Below are 13933 nucleotides of genomic sequence, written 5' to 3' on the forward strand. Positions count from 1 at the left end.
TTTTTCAGTCCAGGCGCGGCACGGTGAAGCGGAATTCGCTGCCCTGCCCCGGCTCACTCTCGGCAACGATCTGCCCGCCATGGGCCTCGACGATGCCCTGCGTGATGTACAGACCCAGCCCGGTGCCGGTCGGATTGCCTTCCTTCACCGTCCAGTAACGGTCAAATACGTGCGGCAAGTGATCCTTGGGAATGCCTTCGCCGCTGTCACGCACCGTGAAGACGATGTCATCACCGACCGATTTGGCATACACGTCGACCGTGCCCAGGCGCGGAGTGAACTTGATCGCGTTGCCGACCAGATTCGACAGCACCTGAAACAACCGCTCGGGGTCGGCATGGATGCTCAGGTCAGGATCGGCCTCGAACGAGATGCTGATGTCCTTGTCCAGCGCCAGCGGCGCGAGCAGCGATTGCGCCTCTTCGAACATCTGCGCGACATCGAGTTTCTGCGGCGCGATGGTGTAGCGCCCGGCATCTATTTTCGAGGTGTCGAGCAAGTCTTCCAGCAGCGTGTTCATGCGCCCGGCGGCTTGTTGCATGGTGTCGATCGCAGTCGAGATGCGCCGCGAAGTGTGCGGCCCGTCCGAGCTGAACGCCTTCTGCATCATGCCGCAGAGCATCGAGATCACGGTCATCGGGTTGCGCAGATCGTGGGAAACCACCGCCACCAGTTCATCACGGGCGCGCACCGCTTCTTGCTCGCGGCGTACTTGGCGGGCCAGATCATTTTCCAGCGCCGAGCGACGCAAGTCGTTGGCGGCGAACAGATCGCCGTGACTCCACTTGGTGGAGATCCCGGCCATCTCGACCTTCCAGATTTCGAACGAAGTACGCGGCCGCAGGCGCAGGCCGGCGTCGGAGTTTTCCAGGTCCAGCGGCTTGCGCGGGTCGCCGCTCCAGTTGATGTTCTCTTTGACTTCGGGGCGGAACCACAGCACGCCGTTGTCCACCGGTTTGGGCAGGCTCATGGCGAGCACGCCGCTGGCGACCTGCTGATAGTGCGCGGCCGGCGGGTAGACGCTGGCCAGGTGATGACTGGCAAACACCGGCTCGCCACGCTCCTGCAACCATTTGTGCAGGGCCCGAATTTCTTCAGGCTCCGGGCAGTTGCCGTAACGGTGCAATTGCTTGTCTTCGATGATCGCGATGCCGCCGGCATTGGCCAGCGCCATCAGGACTTGTGGCTGGTTGGCCAGGCCATCGAAGACGTTCTGTGGCGAGTCGATCATCGCCTGATTGAGCAGCGCCAGCGCCTCGAGCTTTTCTTCCCGTTGACGGCTGACCTCCAGCGCTTCCATCGCGCTGATCTGCAACGACAGCACCTGGCCGATGGTTTGGCACGCCGTGCGCAATTCATGCGGTACATGCAGCGGCTGGCGATTGCCGCAACTGATCAGGCCCCAGAGCTTGTCGCCCTTGAGCAGGGAAATGCTCATCGAGGACAGCACGCCCATGTTTTTCATGTACTGGCAGTGGATCGGCGACACGCTGCGCAACGTGGCGAAGCTCAGGTCCAGCGGGGTCTGGGTGTCCGGACGCAACTTGGGCACCAGCGGCACCGGTTGGTAGTCCGCGTTCGGAATGATCCGCAGCCAGTTGGTGCGGTACAGCTCGCGGGCTTGCTCGGGGATGTCGGAGGCCGGGAAAAACAGACCGTTGAAGACTTCCATCGACGGATCGGACGCTTCGGCGATGACCTGACCGTGGCCCTCCTCTTCGAAGCGATAAATCAGCACCCGGTCGTAACCGGTCATGGCCTGGATTTCCTTGACGCTGATGTCGTACAGCGCTTGCAGGCTCTGGGCCTTTTGCAGGCGCGCGAGCATCCGTCCCAGGTGGGTTTCGGTGCCGGCGACGTTGCGTGGCTGGAAATTTTCGACGTGGATTTCCAGCTCCAGAATCAGCACATCCTGATGCCGGTGCAGCAAGCCTTCGAACGCCGTGCCATTAAGGCGAAAGTGCAGCGACGGCGCATCGGACAAGGCTGCTTGCTGCAAGGCTTCGCGAACCTGCGCGGCATGGGCATCGCCGATCAGGCTTTGCAGTGGCTGGCCGATCAGCTCTTGCGCCGGGCGCGCGAGCAAGGTCTCGACGTTGGCGCTGATCTGAATGATCGAAAGGTCCGGCTCGCTCAGGGTCAGCAGCAAACCGTGCGGCTGGATCGCGCCGGGAAAGCGGATCGGCTCGTCGGCGCAGTTGGCCAGCAACTCTTCAAAGGCTTCTTTGTCTTGCGGGTTCATACCAGAACCTCCTGACTTTCGAGCCACTGCTCGAAACAACTGAATGTAGTGTGGGCGGCCGCCACGACGGCTTTACGCTCGTCGGCGTCCATCGGGCGGCTGCCCAGGTATTCGATGAAATCGCGCCAGCGACGGCCGGTGGCAGCGCCGTAGATGTCCAGAAACGCTGCACCGTTGTCCGCGCCAAGGCTCAGGCGTGTGGCGATTTCCCGGCGCAGGATCTGCCCGCCGAGGGTTGCGCCTTCCAGCACGTACAACACGCCCAGGCAGGCGGCGGCGGAATCGATGGCGGGCAACCGGCGGCAGATCGGAAAATCGCCACCATTTGCGCCCAGTGCTTGCAGATCGCGTTGCAGGGTCGGCGCCTTGAGGCGGGAAGCCAGATCAAAATCGGCGGGAATCGCGTCGCTGTCCTGCAGCACGGCTTCCAATGGCTGATAGAAGCCGTAATAGGCGCGCATCAGTCGCTCGAAAGCGTTCAGATCAAGGGTGTCGGAGAAAAAAGGAAGGCGCTTTTCAAGTGCAATGTGCAGTTCGGCCGTGCCGGCGCGCAAATCTTGCAACACCGGTGGTACATGAACCTCGCGGGCCTTTGCTTGCATGTAGTCGCTCGTACAGTGGGCCGCCTGGGGCCATAGGGGAATGGAGAAGCATGGCGCGAAAGCTTACACGGCAATGGTAGTTTCTGACCCGGCAGATGGGATTCTCTGATGAATTCATCAACCTGTGAAGGGTTAAGAGCTGACCGGACGGTAGAAAGTTCGAAGGAATTCACTGCCGATAGTCGCTGTACCGCGACTCTGGCGCCTGACTGTACGGTTAGGCCCGCACACCCGCGTGATAAAAATAACGCTCCCGTCACCGGAGCCCGAGTCATGGATATCGCCACCCTCTCCCTGTTTCTGCCCGCCTGTTTCGCCCTGAACATGGCACCGGGGCCGAACAATCTGCTGTCGGTCAGCAACGCCACCCGCTACGGCTATCGTCGCGCCTGCGTGGCCGGTGTCGGTCGGTTGCTGGCGTTCGCCGGGATGATCGCCCTCGCGGCGGCGGGGCTGGCGGTGGTACTGCAAACCTCTGAACTGTTGTTCTATGGGATCAAGATCATCGGCGCGGGGTATCTGCTGTACCTGGCGTGGCAGCTGTGGCGGGCCAATCCTGCCGCCGAAGACGCCGTTGCGGCGTCGGCGAACGGACTTATGGCTCTGGCTCGCCAGGAATTCCTGGTGGCAGCGGGAAATCCCAAGGCAATCCTTATCTTCACCGCCTTCCTGCCGCAATTCGTCGACCCGGCCCGCGCCATCACCCCGCAATTCATGTTGCTGGGCGCGCTGTTTCTGTTGCTGGAATGGATCGCCATCAGCGCCTACGCGTACATGGGGCTGCACATGCGCCGCTGGTTCGCCGAGCCGCGCGGCAAGCGGATTTTCAACCGTTGCTGCGCCGGGCTGCTGTCGGCGGCGGCTTCGGTGTTGCTGATGGCCAAGCGGGCCTAGGCTTCGGACGGGCCTTTGAGTTCGACCTGATTGCCGTCCGGATCAAAGCAGTACAACGACAGGCCGTTGCCCTCGGCGCCGAAACGGGTGGCGGCCTTGTCGACGGTCAGGCCGCAGGATTGCAAATGACTGATCAGCGCCGCTTCATCGAACGGCTCGATGCGCAGACAGAAGTGATCGACATTGCGCCGCTCGCTGCCGGCAGCGGCGCCGCCCTTGCGGCCGATTTCGCCGTCGAGGTCGACCAGATCGATCATCGACGTGCCGGCGCGCAGGTGCACCAGACCGAACTTTTCGTTGCGCTTGACCACTTCGGCACCGAAGACCCGGTCATAGAAATCAACGCTGCGTTGCAGATCGGCGACGCGCAGCACGATGTGATCGATGTGGTGAATCGTGAACGGTGGCATACCTTCATTTCCCGAGTTGTAGCGACCCGATCACTGTAGTGCAGCGGCCCGAAAATTCACTGTCGATTTTTCGGTGGAGCCATCGAATAACTGGTTTTATCCTCGGCCCATGAACATACAGACCGCTGTCCTGCCCCCTCACGCCGAAATGGTTCGCGCCATGCTCGCAAGCGACACTGCCTATGAAGGCGTGTTTTTCACGGCCGTGAAAACCACCGGGATCTTTTGCCGCCCTACCTGCACGGCGCGCAAGCCGAAACCGGAAAACGTCGAGTTCTTCGCCCACGCTGACGATTGCCTGTCCGCTGGTTACCGCGCCTGTTTGCGCTGCAAACCGCTGGATGCCGCGGCCATCGCCCCGGATTGGGTGCAGCAGCTGCTAAAAGCGGTCGACGCCGATCCGGAACTTCGCTGGAGCGATGCGCAATTGCTCGCCGAAGGTATTGAACCGCTGAAGCTGCGGCGCTGGTTCAAGCAGCATTTCGGCATGACCTTCCATGCGTGGCTGCGCACCCGCCGACTCGGCGTGGCGCTGGGCGGGATCAAGCAAGGTACGTCCATCGACCATGCCGCGTTCGACTCCGGTTATGAATCCCTCAGTGGTTTTCGCGATGCGTTTCAGAAGTCGTTCCACATCACGCCGGGACGCGCAGCGGCCAGTGAACCGCTGCTGTTCACCCGCCTGACCACGCCGCTGGGGCCGATGATCGCCATGGCCGAACGGCGCGGGCTGGTATTGCTGGAATTTCTTGATCGTCCGGCGCTGACCCGCGAAGTTGAAGAATTGCAGAACCGCTACGGCTACGTGGTCGCACCGGGGCAGAACGCGCATTTGCAGCAGATCGACAACGAGCTGGCGTTGTACTTCGCCGGCAAGCTGAGCGAATTCGGCGTGCCGCTGCACCTGCCCGGCAGCGAGTTTGCCCAGCAGGTCTGGGCCGAACTTCGGCAAATCCCTTACGGCCAAACCAGCACCTACGGCACCATCGCCGCACGCCTGGGCAAACCCGGCGCCAGCCGAGCAGTGGGGCTGGCCAACGGACACAATCGGCTGTCGATCGTGGTGCCATGCCATCGGGTGATCGGTGCGGACGGCTCGTTGACCGGCTATGGTGGTGGGCAACCGCGCAAGGCGTTTCTGCTCAGGCTGGAAAACGCCGCCGTGCAGCTCACGCAACAACTGGCTTTTTGACCAACGACAAGAAGGGATTTCGATGAACGCGCTCGACACTCAGTTTCACCAGTTGCACCACGATGGCCTGCTGATCCTGACCAACGTTGCCGACGCCACCGGCGCGCGACTGGTCGAGCAACTGGGTGGCAAAGCTGTCGCCACCAGCAGCGCCGCTGTCGCGTGGGCCCACGGTTACCCGGACGGCAACACCCTGCCGCTCGAGCGGTTGATCAGCACCGTGGAATCGATTGCCCGGGTCATCAAGGTGCCGTTGAGCGTGGACGTCGAAGCCGGTTATTCCGATGACCTCGACCGGGTCGCCGAAGTGATCGATGCGGTTATCGCAGCCGGCGCGGTCGGGATCAACATCGAAGATGGCAGCGGCACGCCGGAACTGCTGGTGCGCAAGATCAAGGTCGCGCGGCAAGTGGCCGAGAAGCGCAATGTGAAGCTGTTCATCAACGCCCGCACCGACGTTTACCTCAAAGGTCTGGTGCCGGCCGAGGATCGTGTCGCCGAAACCCTGCGTCGCGCGGCGCTTTATCAGGCAGCCGGGGCCGATGGGTTGTTCGCTGCCGGGGTGACGTCCGCCTACGAAATCGAAGCCATCTGCAAAGGTACGACCCTGCCGGTCAACGTCCTGGGATTCGCTTGCCTGCCCTCCCCCGAAGAACTGCAAACCCTCGGCGTGCGCCGCTTGAGCGTCGGTTCCGGCATCGCCGAGTTCCTGTACGGCGCCATGGGCTCACTGGTGAAAAGTTTTCTCGCCAGCGGCAAGCTCGACACCCATGACCTCAAGGCCTTCACCTATGGCGAAGTCAACGGTCTGCTGAAGTAACTCATGCCCGATCCCTACCAACCGGCCAGCGAGTTTCTGGCCAGCCTCGATGCCGACTGGCAGCGCCACATTGCTGCGGTCGGTCCCTGCCTGCATCAGCCGCATCCGACGCGCGATCCGTATGAATCGCTGGTGCGGGCGATTGCCTATCAGCAACTGCACGCCAAGGCTGGCGATGCGATTGTCGGGCGGCTGGTGGGGTTGTTTCCCGGGCAGACGTTTCCGCGTCCGGAGCAGATTCTGGCGACGGACTTCGATCAATTGCGCGGTTGCGGGTTTTCGGCGGGCAAGATTGCGACGATTCAGGGGATTGCCCAGGCGACCCTGGACGGTGTGGTGCCGGATTACCCTACCGCGCTGGCGATGGAGGATGAGGCGCTGATCGAGCGGTTGGTCAGCCTGCGCGGGGTTGGGCGCTGGACGGTGGAGATGTTGCTGATCTACAGCCTGGAGCGGCCGGATATTCTGCCGGCCGACGATTTCGGAGTGCGCGAAGGGTATCGGCGGTTGAAGGGGCTGGAGGTGCAGCCTGCGCGCAAACAAATGATTGAGATCGGGTTGGATTGGAAGCCGTTTCGGACGGTGGCGGCCTGGTATTTGTGGCGGGTGCCGAAAAGCCCCTCACCCTAGCCCTCTCCCGGGGGGTAGAGGGGATTGATTCGGGGATATTGGCGATTTCCGCCGACCTGAAACGGCAACTGTGAATCCAGCGGCGCCAAGACTTTTTGAATCCATAATCGACACGGTGTGTCAGGTCGATGTAAGACGCAGGACACCTCGGTCGGCTCCCTCTCCCTTTGGGAGAGGGCCGGGGTGAGGGGCTTGGGCTACAGACCGGATTTCAACCGACTGAACGCGCGAATCAAAGCCCGGTTGAACGCCTTGCCATTGTCATTCTTGCTATACAACGAAGCCTTCACCGCCTCCGGCGGATAAGTCCCCGGATCATTGCGTATCGCCGGATCAACCAACCCGTCCGCCGCCGTAATCGCATTGGCGTAATGAATCGTATCGGTAATCGGTGCGATCACCTCGGGCGTCATCAGGTAATCCATCAGCGCCAATCCGGCCTCGGGATGCGGTGCATCCTTGGGTATGACCATCGCGTCGAACCAGATCAACGTGCCCTCCTTCGGAATCCGGTAATTCAACTTGAACGGTTTGCGGGCCGCTTCAGCCTGACCTGCCGCGATGGCAACGTTGCCGTTCCACGACATCGCCACGCAGGTGTTGCCGTTGGCCAGGTCGCTGATGTTCAGGTCATTGTCGAAGTAGCGGATGTACGGGCGGATCTTCGCCAGTTGCTGTTCGGCGAGTTTCAGGTCGTCGAGGCTCTGGCGATTGATGTCCAGGCCCATGTACTTCATGACCGCCGCGAACACTTCGTTCGGATCGTTGAGCAGGCTCACCCCGCAATCGGCGAATTTCGACACCACCGCCGGATCGAACAGCATCGCCCAACTGTCCCTCGGCGCGTCCGGCAGGCGCTGCTTCACGGCCTCCTCCTGATAACCGACACCGGTGGTGCCCCAGGCATAGATCCCGGCGTAGCGGTTGCCCGGATCGAACACCGCCATATGCTGACGGAACTCGTCACCAACCCCGGCAAAGTGCGGGAGCTGCTGCTTGTTCAGGGTCTGGATCGCGCCGCTCTCGATGGCCCGCGACAGGTGCTGACCGGCGGTCAGCACCAGGTCGTAGCCGCTGCGGCCGGTGAGCAGTTTGGTCTCGACGGTTTCCAGCGAGTCGAAGTGATCGGCGACCACCCGAATCCCGGTTTTTGCCTCGAAATTCTTCAGGGTATCCGGGGCCAGGTACTCGCCCCAGATATACAGATTGACCACCGGTTTCGCCGTCTCGGCAGCCTGCACACACAGGGGTGCAAGCACCAGCAATAACGCTTTACTCAGGTTGTGCAGGCCCATGGTCAGGCTCCTTTTTTCTGGCCGGCGTATTGCGGCATGGTGATGCACGCGACATTGCCGCCACCGAGCAGAATTTCCCGGGAGTTTTCGATGCCGACGATCTTGTGCTGCGGGAACAGTTCGGCGAGGGTCGCCAGCGCCACCTGATCGTTGCGATCACCGAACAGCGGCACCACGATCGAGCTGTTGCCGGCGTAGTAGTTGATGTACGACGCACAGATTTTGGTGCCGGCCTGGCGGGTGTGGGTGCTGTCCTGCTGATCGAGGCCTTCGGCTTCTTCGGCGGTCCACTCCAGCACGTCCGGTTGCGGCAGTTTGTGCACGATCAGTTCGCGGCCACGGCTGTCACGGGTGCTGCGCAGGATGTCGTAGGCCTCCTGATAGATTTCCCACTGCGGATCGTCGCGGTTGTCGGTCCATTGCAGCACCACTTCGCCGGGTCGCACGAAGCACGCGATGTCGTCGACGTGGCCGTCGGTTTCGTCGAACTTGCAACCGCGTGGCAGCCAGATCACTTGCTCGGCGCCGAGGTAATCGGTCAGCCGGCGGGTGACTTCGTCCTTGCCCAGGTGCTGGTTGCGATTGCGGTTGAGCAGGCATTGCTCGGTGGTGAGGATGCTGCCCTGACCGTCACTCTGGATACCGCCAAGCTCGGCAATCAATGGCGCGCGATAGCGGTCGAAGCGTTCGATTTCGAGGATCTTGCTGGCGATCTGATCGTCCTTGTCCCACGGGTAGTAGAGCCCGCCGTCGAGGCCGCCGTAGGCGTTGAATTCAAAGTCGACACCACGCACTTCACCGCTCTGGTCGTTGACCACGAAGCACGGGCCGCTGTCGCGGAACCAGGTGTCGTTGCAGGTCATTTCCACCACCCGCACTTGTGGCGGCAACTGGCGGCGGGCAGTCGCGAACTGGGAGGCCGATGCGCAGACCGTCACCGGCTCGCTCTGGGAGATCGCGGTGACGATCTGCACCCAGACTTTCTGCGCAGGCTTGGCGCCGTTGCGCCAGACGTCGGTACGCTCCGGCCAGCCGAGCCAGCAGCCGGCCTTGGCTTCGAATTCGCCGGGCAGACGGAAGCCGTCCTGTTTCGGGGTGGTGTCGAGCAAACGTGCCATGGTCAAACCTCGTCATCGGGATGGGAATGACCTCAGGCTACGGTCCCGGGCAGTCGGCCCGCCAACGATGATTATTTCGGAACAGTTGAATTCAACTCATCAATCCGCCAGTTGATCGTTGAACCATTCCAGCATCTGCGCCACCGCCGGGCGCTCCAGCCGCACCCGCTCGCAGACCAGCGCATACTGCCCCAGCGCGGTCATGCTGGAGGTGAACGGTCGCACCAGACGCCCGTTCTGCAAGTCCTCCTGCGCCGTGAGGTTGTCGCCCATTGCCACGCCCTGCCCTTGCGCCGCCGCCTCCAGCGCCAGGCCGGCGTGGGCGAAATACAACTGTCGTTCCGGGCGCAAATCGCCGGCATGACTGGTGAGCCACGCGGTCCAGGTCTTGCCGTCCTGATCGTCATGCAACAGGCAATGCCGGGCCAGGTCCTTGGGGGTTTTCAGGATGCCCTGGTTGAACAGGCCGGGGCTGCACACCGGGAAGAACTGCAACGCCGGCAACGGACGGACGAAATACGCGCTGCTGTCCACCGGGCCGGTGCCGTAGGTGATCGCCAGATCGATGTCTTCGCCGGGCGCCGTGGCGTCGATCGGTTGTTCGTAGAGGTGCAAGGTGATGTGCGGATAACGCGCGTAGAAATCGGTGAGACGGTTCATCAGCCACTTCTGCGCCAGCTCCGCCGTGACCGCCAGCCGCAACACGGCGAGCGAGGACGGATCGCGCAATTCATCGCAGGCATCGCCGATCAATTCGAAGGCCTGTTGCAGGCTCTGCATCAGACGCCCGGCGGCGATGGTCGGGCGAATCTGCCGGCCCTCGCGGATGAACAGCGACACGCCCAGTTGCTCTTCGAGCTGGCGGATCTGATGGCTGACGGCGCTGTCGGTGACGCACAGCTCAGCGGCGGCGCGGCCGAAATGCGCGTGGCGGGCGGCACACTCGAAAGTTCGCAGGGCGGCCAGGGAAGGTAGTCGGCGCATGGGTGTGGATCCCTTTTTTGCGGACATGCTGACCGGGCTTTTCGCAGGCGTCCATAGCGGCGGCACAGGCAAGAGATCTCTTCTAGGCTGAACCGCACCGACGAAAAACACCGGAGGCCACTCATGCACCTCGAAGGCTCCTGCCACTGCGGCGCGGTTTCATTCACCCTCGACAGCGCCCACCCCTACCCTTATCAGCGCTGCTACTGCTCGATCTGCCGCAAGACCCAGGGCGGTGGCGGCTATGCGATCAATCTCGGCGGCGACGCGGCCAGCCTCAAGGTGCGCGGTCGCAAGAACATCACGATCTACCACGCGAAGATGAAAGACGAAGGCGATACCCGCGCCCACCGCAGTACCGCCGAACGCCATTTCTGCTCGTTGTGCGGCAGCGGACTGTGGCTGTTCAGCCCGGAATGGCCGGAGCTGATCCACCCGTTCGCCTCGGCCATCGACACGCCGCTGCCGGTGCCGCCGGAACACACTCATTTGATGCTCGGTTCGAAGGCACCGTGGGTCGAAGTGCAGGCGAGCAAGAAGGATCAACAATTCGAGGTCTATCCCGAAGAGTCCATCGCCCAGTGGCATGAACGGCTGGGATTGACCCGATAGCCGTCTTCACAGTCTTCGACAGTTTCCCGGCAAGCGGTTTGCACCTTTTGATCGCGCTCAGAACAGCTCGCTGAACGGAATGAAACGCAGCGGAGCCCCCCTCTGCAAGGTGCTGTTCTCGGGGATTTCCACCAATCCGTCGGCCCAGGTCGCGCCGAGCAGAACCCCGGAACTCTGGTTCGGATACAGCGCCGCCTGCCCGCCCTCCAGGCGTACCCGCAGGTACTCGCGACGGCTGCCGGGTTTCGGCCAGTCGAAGCCGGCGTTGACGGTGAAGCTCAGCGGCATCACCTCTTCCACGCCTTGGATGCGCAGCAGGTACGGGCGCGCCAGCAGGCCGAAGGTCACCAGCGCCGAGGTCGGATTGCCCGGCAGGCCGATCACCGGCACCGTGCCGAAATGCCCGACCGTCAGCGGTTTACCGGGCTTGATCGCGAGTTTCCACAGCAGCGGTTTGCCGTTGTCGCGCAGCACCTGGCCGAGGCAGTCGGCATCGCCGGCAGACACGCCGCCGGTGGTCAGAATCAGATCGGCCGCCACTTGCAGTTGCTCGAGTTTGAGCCGGGTCTGCGCCGGGCGATCGGGCAGAATCCCGGCGTCGATCACTTCGCAACCCAGTTCGCGCAACCAGTGGTCGAGCAAGGTGCGGTTGCTGTTGTAGATGCTGCCGGGACGCAGCGGCTGGCCAGGTTCCACCAGCTCATCACCGGTCGACAGCAACGCCACGCGCGGACGACGCACCACCGGCAAATGAGTCATGCCCTGCCCGGCGGCGACGGCCAGTTCGAACGGGCCGAGGCGTTTGCCGGCGCGCAGCAAGGTGTCGCCGACGCGGTTCTCCTGGCCCTGGGCGCGGATGTTCTGGCCGGCCTTAAGCGGTTGCAGGAAACGTACGCGGCCGTCTTCGAGCACCTCGACGTTTTCCTGCATCTCCACGCAATTGGCACCGGGCGGCAACGGCGCACCCGTGAAAATCCGTGCGCAGGTGCCGGGCAGCAAGGCGTCCGGCGCCATCCCGGCGTAGACCCGCTGCGACACGCTCAACGGCTGGCGATGCAGGTCGGGGAGGTTCAAGGCATAACCGTCCATGGCGCTGTTCGGCCACGGCGGCAGATCGAGTGTGGCGACCAGATCGCTGGCCAGCACGCGCCCGCGCGCTTCATTGAGCGGCACCGATTCGCTGTCCGGCAGGCGTTGTTCATCGGCCATCGCCAACAGTTGGTCAAGGGCGTCCTCGACCGGCATCAACCCCGGCTTGCTCATCCGCGCGGCCCGCAGGCTTGCACCGGTTTGAGGTGCGGAACGAAGTTGCACGGACGGTGACGGTTATCCAGTTGTTCGGCGAGGATGCCTTCCCATGCGGTGCGGCAAGCGCCGGTGGAGCCCGGCAGGCAGCACACCAGTGTGCCGTTGGACAAGCCCGCCAGCGCGCGGCTTTGTACGGTCGAGGTGCCGATGTCGAGAATCGAGATGGCGCGGAACAGTTCGCCAAAACCGTCGATCTGCTTGTCCAGCAGGCACGCCACGGCTTCCGGAGTGCTGTCACGCCCGGTGAAACCGGTGCCGCCGGTGATCAGCACCACTTGAATGTTGTCGTCGGCGATCCAGTGCGCGACCTGGGCGCGGATCTTGTACAGGTCGTCCTTGAGCAAGTTGCGCTCGCTCAGGGTGTGGCCGGCCTCCAGCAGACGGCTGACCAGCAACTGGCCGGAGGTGTCACTGGCGTAATCGCGGGTATCGCTGACCGTCAGCACGGCAATATTCAGGGGAACGAACAAGGCATCCGATTTAACACTCATGGCACTCTCCGGCCGTCGTCAATTCAATGGATGACGAGCCTAAGTGCCGCTTGTGAGGACTGTCTAATCACTCTGGCCAACCACACTATCGACCTGCTCTATCGGTGAATTTTTTCAGCCCCTCGACCGCTGTCCGAGCCAATAAAACCGGGGGTCATCGAAACCCTCGATAGGCTCGTAAACACTGCCGATTGGACGAAAAAATCCCTCAGTGGGATCGTCGCTCCCTGCGCTTTCCGTGCGCCGTACGCATCTGCGTCAATACTCAATCAAAATTCTCAATCGAGCAGGTGCCGTCGTGGACATCAAACAACTCAAGTTTCTGATCGCGCTGGACGAAACCCGCCACTTCGGCCAGGCCGCCGCGCGCTGTCACATCACCCAGCCGACCCTGTCGATGCGCCTGCGCAATCTGGAAGACGAGCTGGATCTGGTGCTGGTCAATCGCGGCCAGCGCTTCGAAGGTTTCACCCAGGCCGGCGAGCGCGTCCTGGCCTGGGCCCGCACGTTGCTGGCTGCCCATGACGGGTTGTTTGCCGAAGCGGCGGCCTGCCGCGGACAACTGGTGGGTAGCCTGCGCCTGGGGCTGGTGCCGCTGAGCAACTTCAATCCGGTGAATTACATTCAGGGTTTGTCAGGGATATTTCCCGAGCTGAAATACAGCCTGTCGTCGCTGAGTTCGGACGAGATCATCGAAGGTCTGGGTAACAATCAGCTGGACTTGGGCGTGTGTTATCTGGACCACGTCAACCCGAACTATTTCGAGTTCTTCGAGATTGGCGAAACCCGCGTCGGCCTGCTCTACGACACCCGTCACTTCCATTTCGAAGGCCCGGAAATGAGCTGGGAGGACGCCGCCGAACTGCCGCTGGGGATGATCACCACCGGCATGCACTACCGCAAATCCATCGACCTGAGTTTCCGCAGTCGCGGACTCAATCCGCAGCCGATCATGGAAAGCGACTCGACCTACCAACTGCTGCAGGCGATTCACCAAGGCTTCTGCTGCTCGATCATGCCGCTGGACAGCGGTCTGGAAGAGCCGATCGAACACCTGGCCTTCATCAACCTGCCGGATGCCAGCGTGCTCGCGCCCCTGGGGCTGGTGATGCGCAAGACCGAACCGCGCTCGGCGATCGCCGAGAAGTGTTTTGCCGAGGCGCGCAAGATGTTCGGGATCGAGGCGCCCGCCGTTTAACCCTCCCCAAGTTGCCTGAAACGTTGCACTTCGGTGCAACGACTTCAGGTCCGCCTGCGGTCATCGACCAATCCAATCACTGCATCGGAACAAGCGATTGGACGCACTTTTCCCTGCCCCGTAGCCTGAACCCACTT

Annotated in this window: 14 protein-coding genes; 6 read left to right on the plus strand and 8 right to left on the minus strand. The window is 62.3% G+C overall.

What is annotated here, in order from left to right; genetic code table 11:
• Nucleotides 1-4: 4 nt before the first annotated feature.
• Together ACODTD_RS22895 and ACODTD_RS22900 are read right to left on the minus strand one after the other, a co-directional pair.
• Nucleotides 5-2242, minus strand: a complete 2238-nt coding sequence (locus ACODTD_RS22895) for an ATP-binding protein (RefSeq protein WP_489105243.1) — start codon at nucleotides 2240-2242, stop codon at nucleotides 5-7.
• The gene (locus tag ACODTD_RS22900; RefSeq protein WP_011333594.1) at nucleotides 2239-2844 is read right to left on the minus strand and encodes a biliverdin-producing heme oxygenase; all 606 of its coding nucleotides are present in this window, start codon (nucleotides 2842-2844) and stop codon (nucleotides 2239-2241) included. The genes ACODTD_RS22895 and ACODTD_RS22900 overlap by 4 nt, the downstream gene beginning before the upstream one ends.
• A 273-nt stretch (nucleotides 2845-3117) precedes the next feature.
• Here ACODTD_RS22900 and ACODTD_RS22905 point away from each other — a divergent pair, with 273 nt between their 5' ends.
• Nucleotides 3118-3738 (plus strand): LysE family translocator, encoded by a 621-nt coding sequence (locus ACODTD_RS22905; protein WP_011333593.1) that lies wholly within the window; start codon nucleotides 3118-3120, stop codon nucleotides 3736-3738.
• Here ACODTD_RS22905 and ACODTD_RS22910 read toward each other — a convergent pair.
• Nucleotides 3735-4148: a VOC family protein gene (locus ACODTD_RS22910; protein ID WP_011333592.1), complete on the minus strand. Its 414-nt coding sequence runs from the start codon at nucleotides 4146-4148 to the stop codon at nucleotides 3735-3737. The two genes, ACODTD_RS22905 and ACODTD_RS22910, sit on opposite strands and share 4 nt — an antisense overlap.
• A 109-nt stretch (nucleotides 4149-4257) precedes the next feature.
• Here ACODTD_RS22910 and ACODTD_RS22915 point away from each other — a divergent pair, with 109 nt between their 5' ends.
• Genes ACODTD_RS22915 through ACODTD_RS22925 form a run of 3 tightly spaced genes read left to right on the plus strand, consistent with a single transcriptional unit; the run spans nucleotide 4258 to nucleotide 6790 of the window.
• A complete protein-coding gene (locus tag ACODTD_RS22915) occupies nucleotides 4258-5340 on the plus strand; it encodes a bifunctional transcriptional activator/DNA repair enzyme AdaA (RefSeq protein WP_221615741.1) in 1083 nt (360 codons plus the stop codon).
• Nucleotides 5341-5362: 22 nt separating this feature from the next.
• Nucleotides 5363-6160 carry an isocitrate lyase/PEP mutase family protein gene (locus tag ACODTD_RS22920; protein WP_285358079.1) on the plus strand — a complete coding sequence of 266 codons (798 nt, stop codon included), beginning with the start codon at nucleotides 5363-5365 and terminating at the stop codon, nucleotides 6158-6160.
• A gap of 3 nt (nucleotides 6161-6163) precedes the next feature.
• Nucleotides 6164-6790: a DNA-3-methyladenine glycosylase family protein gene (locus ACODTD_RS22925; RefSeq protein ID WP_011333589.1), complete on the plus strand. Its 627-nt coding sequence runs from the start codon at nucleotides 6164-6166 to the stop codon at nucleotides 6788-6790.
• A 197-nt stretch (nucleotides 6791-6987) separates the two neighbouring features.
• Here ACODTD_RS22925 and ACODTD_RS22930 read toward each other — a convergent pair whose 3' ends face one another.
• The 3 genes from ACODTD_RS22930 to ACODTD_RS22940 all read right to left on the minus strand — a co-directional run bounded on the left by ACODTD_RS22930 (nucleotide 6988) and on the right by ACODTD_RS22940 (nucleotide 10187).
• Nucleotides 6988-8085 (minus strand): extracellular solute-binding protein, encoded by a 1098-nt coding sequence (locus ACODTD_RS22930; RefSeq protein WP_201817437.1) that lies wholly within the window; start codon nucleotides 8083-8085, stop codon nucleotides 6988-6990.
• A gap of 2 nt (nucleotides 8086-8087) precedes the next feature.
• Nucleotides 8088-9203, minus strand: a complete 1116-nt coding sequence (aguA, locus tag ACODTD_RS22935) for an agmatine deiminase (protein ID WP_285358077.1) — start codon at nucleotides 9201-9203, stop codon at nucleotides 8088-8090.
• Between the two features lie 99 nt (nucleotides 9204-9302).
• Nucleotides 9303-10187, minus strand: a complete 885-nt coding sequence (locus tag ACODTD_RS22940) for a LysR substrate-binding domain-containing protein (protein WP_201817439.1) — start codon at nucleotides 10185-10187, stop codon at nucleotides 9303-9305.
• Nucleotides 10188-10310: 123 nt separating this feature from the next.
• On the opposite strand from ACODTD_RS22940, the gene ACODTD_RS22945 reads away from it, so the two are divergent.
• Nucleotides 10311-10799, plus strand: coding sequence for a GFA family protein (locus ACODTD_RS22945; RefSeq protein ID WP_011333585.1), 489 nt, complete (start codon nucleotides 10311-10313; stop codon nucleotides 10797-10799).
• A gap of 57 nt (nucleotides 10800-10856) precedes the next feature.
• Here the strand turns inward: ACODTD_RS22945 and ACODTD_RS22950 are convergent, their stop codons facing one another.
• Both ACODTD_RS22950 and moaB read right to left on the minus strand, forming a co-directional pair.
• A complete protein-coding gene (locus tag ACODTD_RS22950; RefSeq protein WP_285358153.1) occupies nucleotides 10857-12062 on the minus strand; it encodes a molybdopterin molybdotransferase MoeA in 1206 nt (401 codons plus the stop codon).
• Nucleotides 12059-12598 (minus strand): molybdenum cofactor biosynthesis protein B, encoded by a 540-nt coding sequence (gene moaB / locus ACODTD_RS22955; protein ID WP_127797663.1) that lies wholly within the window; start codon nucleotides 12596-12598, stop codon nucleotides 12059-12061. The genes ACODTD_RS22950 and moaB overlap by 4 nt, the downstream gene beginning before the upstream one ends.
• Before the next feature lie 298 nt (nucleotides 12599-12896).
• Between moaB and ACODTD_RS22960 the strand changes: the two genes are divergently transcribed.
• A complete protein-coding gene (locus ACODTD_RS22960; protein WP_085708636.1) occupies nucleotides 12897-13796 on the plus strand; it encodes a LysR family transcriptional regulator in 900 nt (299 codons plus the stop codon).
• Nucleotides 13797-13933: the final 137 nt, after the last annotated feature.

This window comes from Pseudomonas sp. FG35 (assembly GCF_057809295.1).

Bases quoted from the DNA above. Each gene is read 5' to 3' on its own strand.
- ACODTD_RS22895 (WP_489105243.1), bottom strand. From the start codon at position 2,242: ATGAACCCGCAAGACAAAGAAGCCTTTGAAGAGTTGCTGGCCAACTGC.
- ACODTD_RS22900 (WP_011333594.1), bottom strand. From the start codon at position 2,844: ATGCAAGCAAAGGCCCGCGAGGTTCATGTACCACCGGTGTTGCAAGAT.
- ACODTD_RS22905 (WP_011333593.1), top strand. From the start codon at position 3,118: ATGGATATCGCCACCCTCTCCCTGTTTCTGCCCGCCTGTTTCGCCCTG.
- ACODTD_RS22910 (WP_011333592.1), bottom strand. From the start codon at position 4,148: ATGCCACCGTTCACGATTCACCACATCGATCACATCGTGCTGCGCGTC.
- ACODTD_RS22915 (WP_221615741.1), top strand. From the start codon at position 4,258: ATGAACATACAGACCGCTGTCCTGCCCCCTCACGCCGAAATGGTTCGC.
- ACODTD_RS22920 (WP_285358079.1), top strand. From the start codon at position 5,363: ATGAACGCGCTCGACACTCAGTTTCACCAGTTGCACCACGATGGCCTG.
- ACODTD_RS22925 (WP_011333589.1), top strand. From the start codon at position 6,164: ATGCCCGATCCCTACCAACCGGCCAGCGAGTTTCTGGCCAGCCTCGAT.
- ACODTD_RS22930 (WP_201817437.1), bottom strand. From the start codon at position 8,085: ATGGGCCTGCACAACCTGAGTAAAGCGTTATTGCTGGTGCTTGCACCC.
- aguA (WP_285358077.1), bottom strand. From the start codon at position 9,203: ATGGCACGTTTGCTCGACACCACCCCGAAACAGGACGGCTTCCGTCTG.
- ACODTD_RS22940 (WP_201817439.1), bottom strand. From the start codon at position 10,187: ATGCGCCGACTACCTTCCCTGGCCGCCCTGCGAACTTTCGAGTGTGCC.
- ACODTD_RS22945 (WP_011333585.1), top strand. From the start codon at position 10,311: ATGCACCTCGAAGGCTCCTGCCACTGCGGCGCGGTTTCATTCACCCTC.
- ACODTD_RS22950 (WP_285358153.1), bottom strand. From the start codon at position 12,062: ATGAGCAAGCCGGGGTTGATGCCGGTCGAGGACGCCCTTGACCAACTG.
- moaB (WP_127797663.1), bottom strand. From the start codon at position 12,598: ATGAGTGTTAAATCGGATGCCTTGTTCGTTCCCCTGAATATTGCCGTG.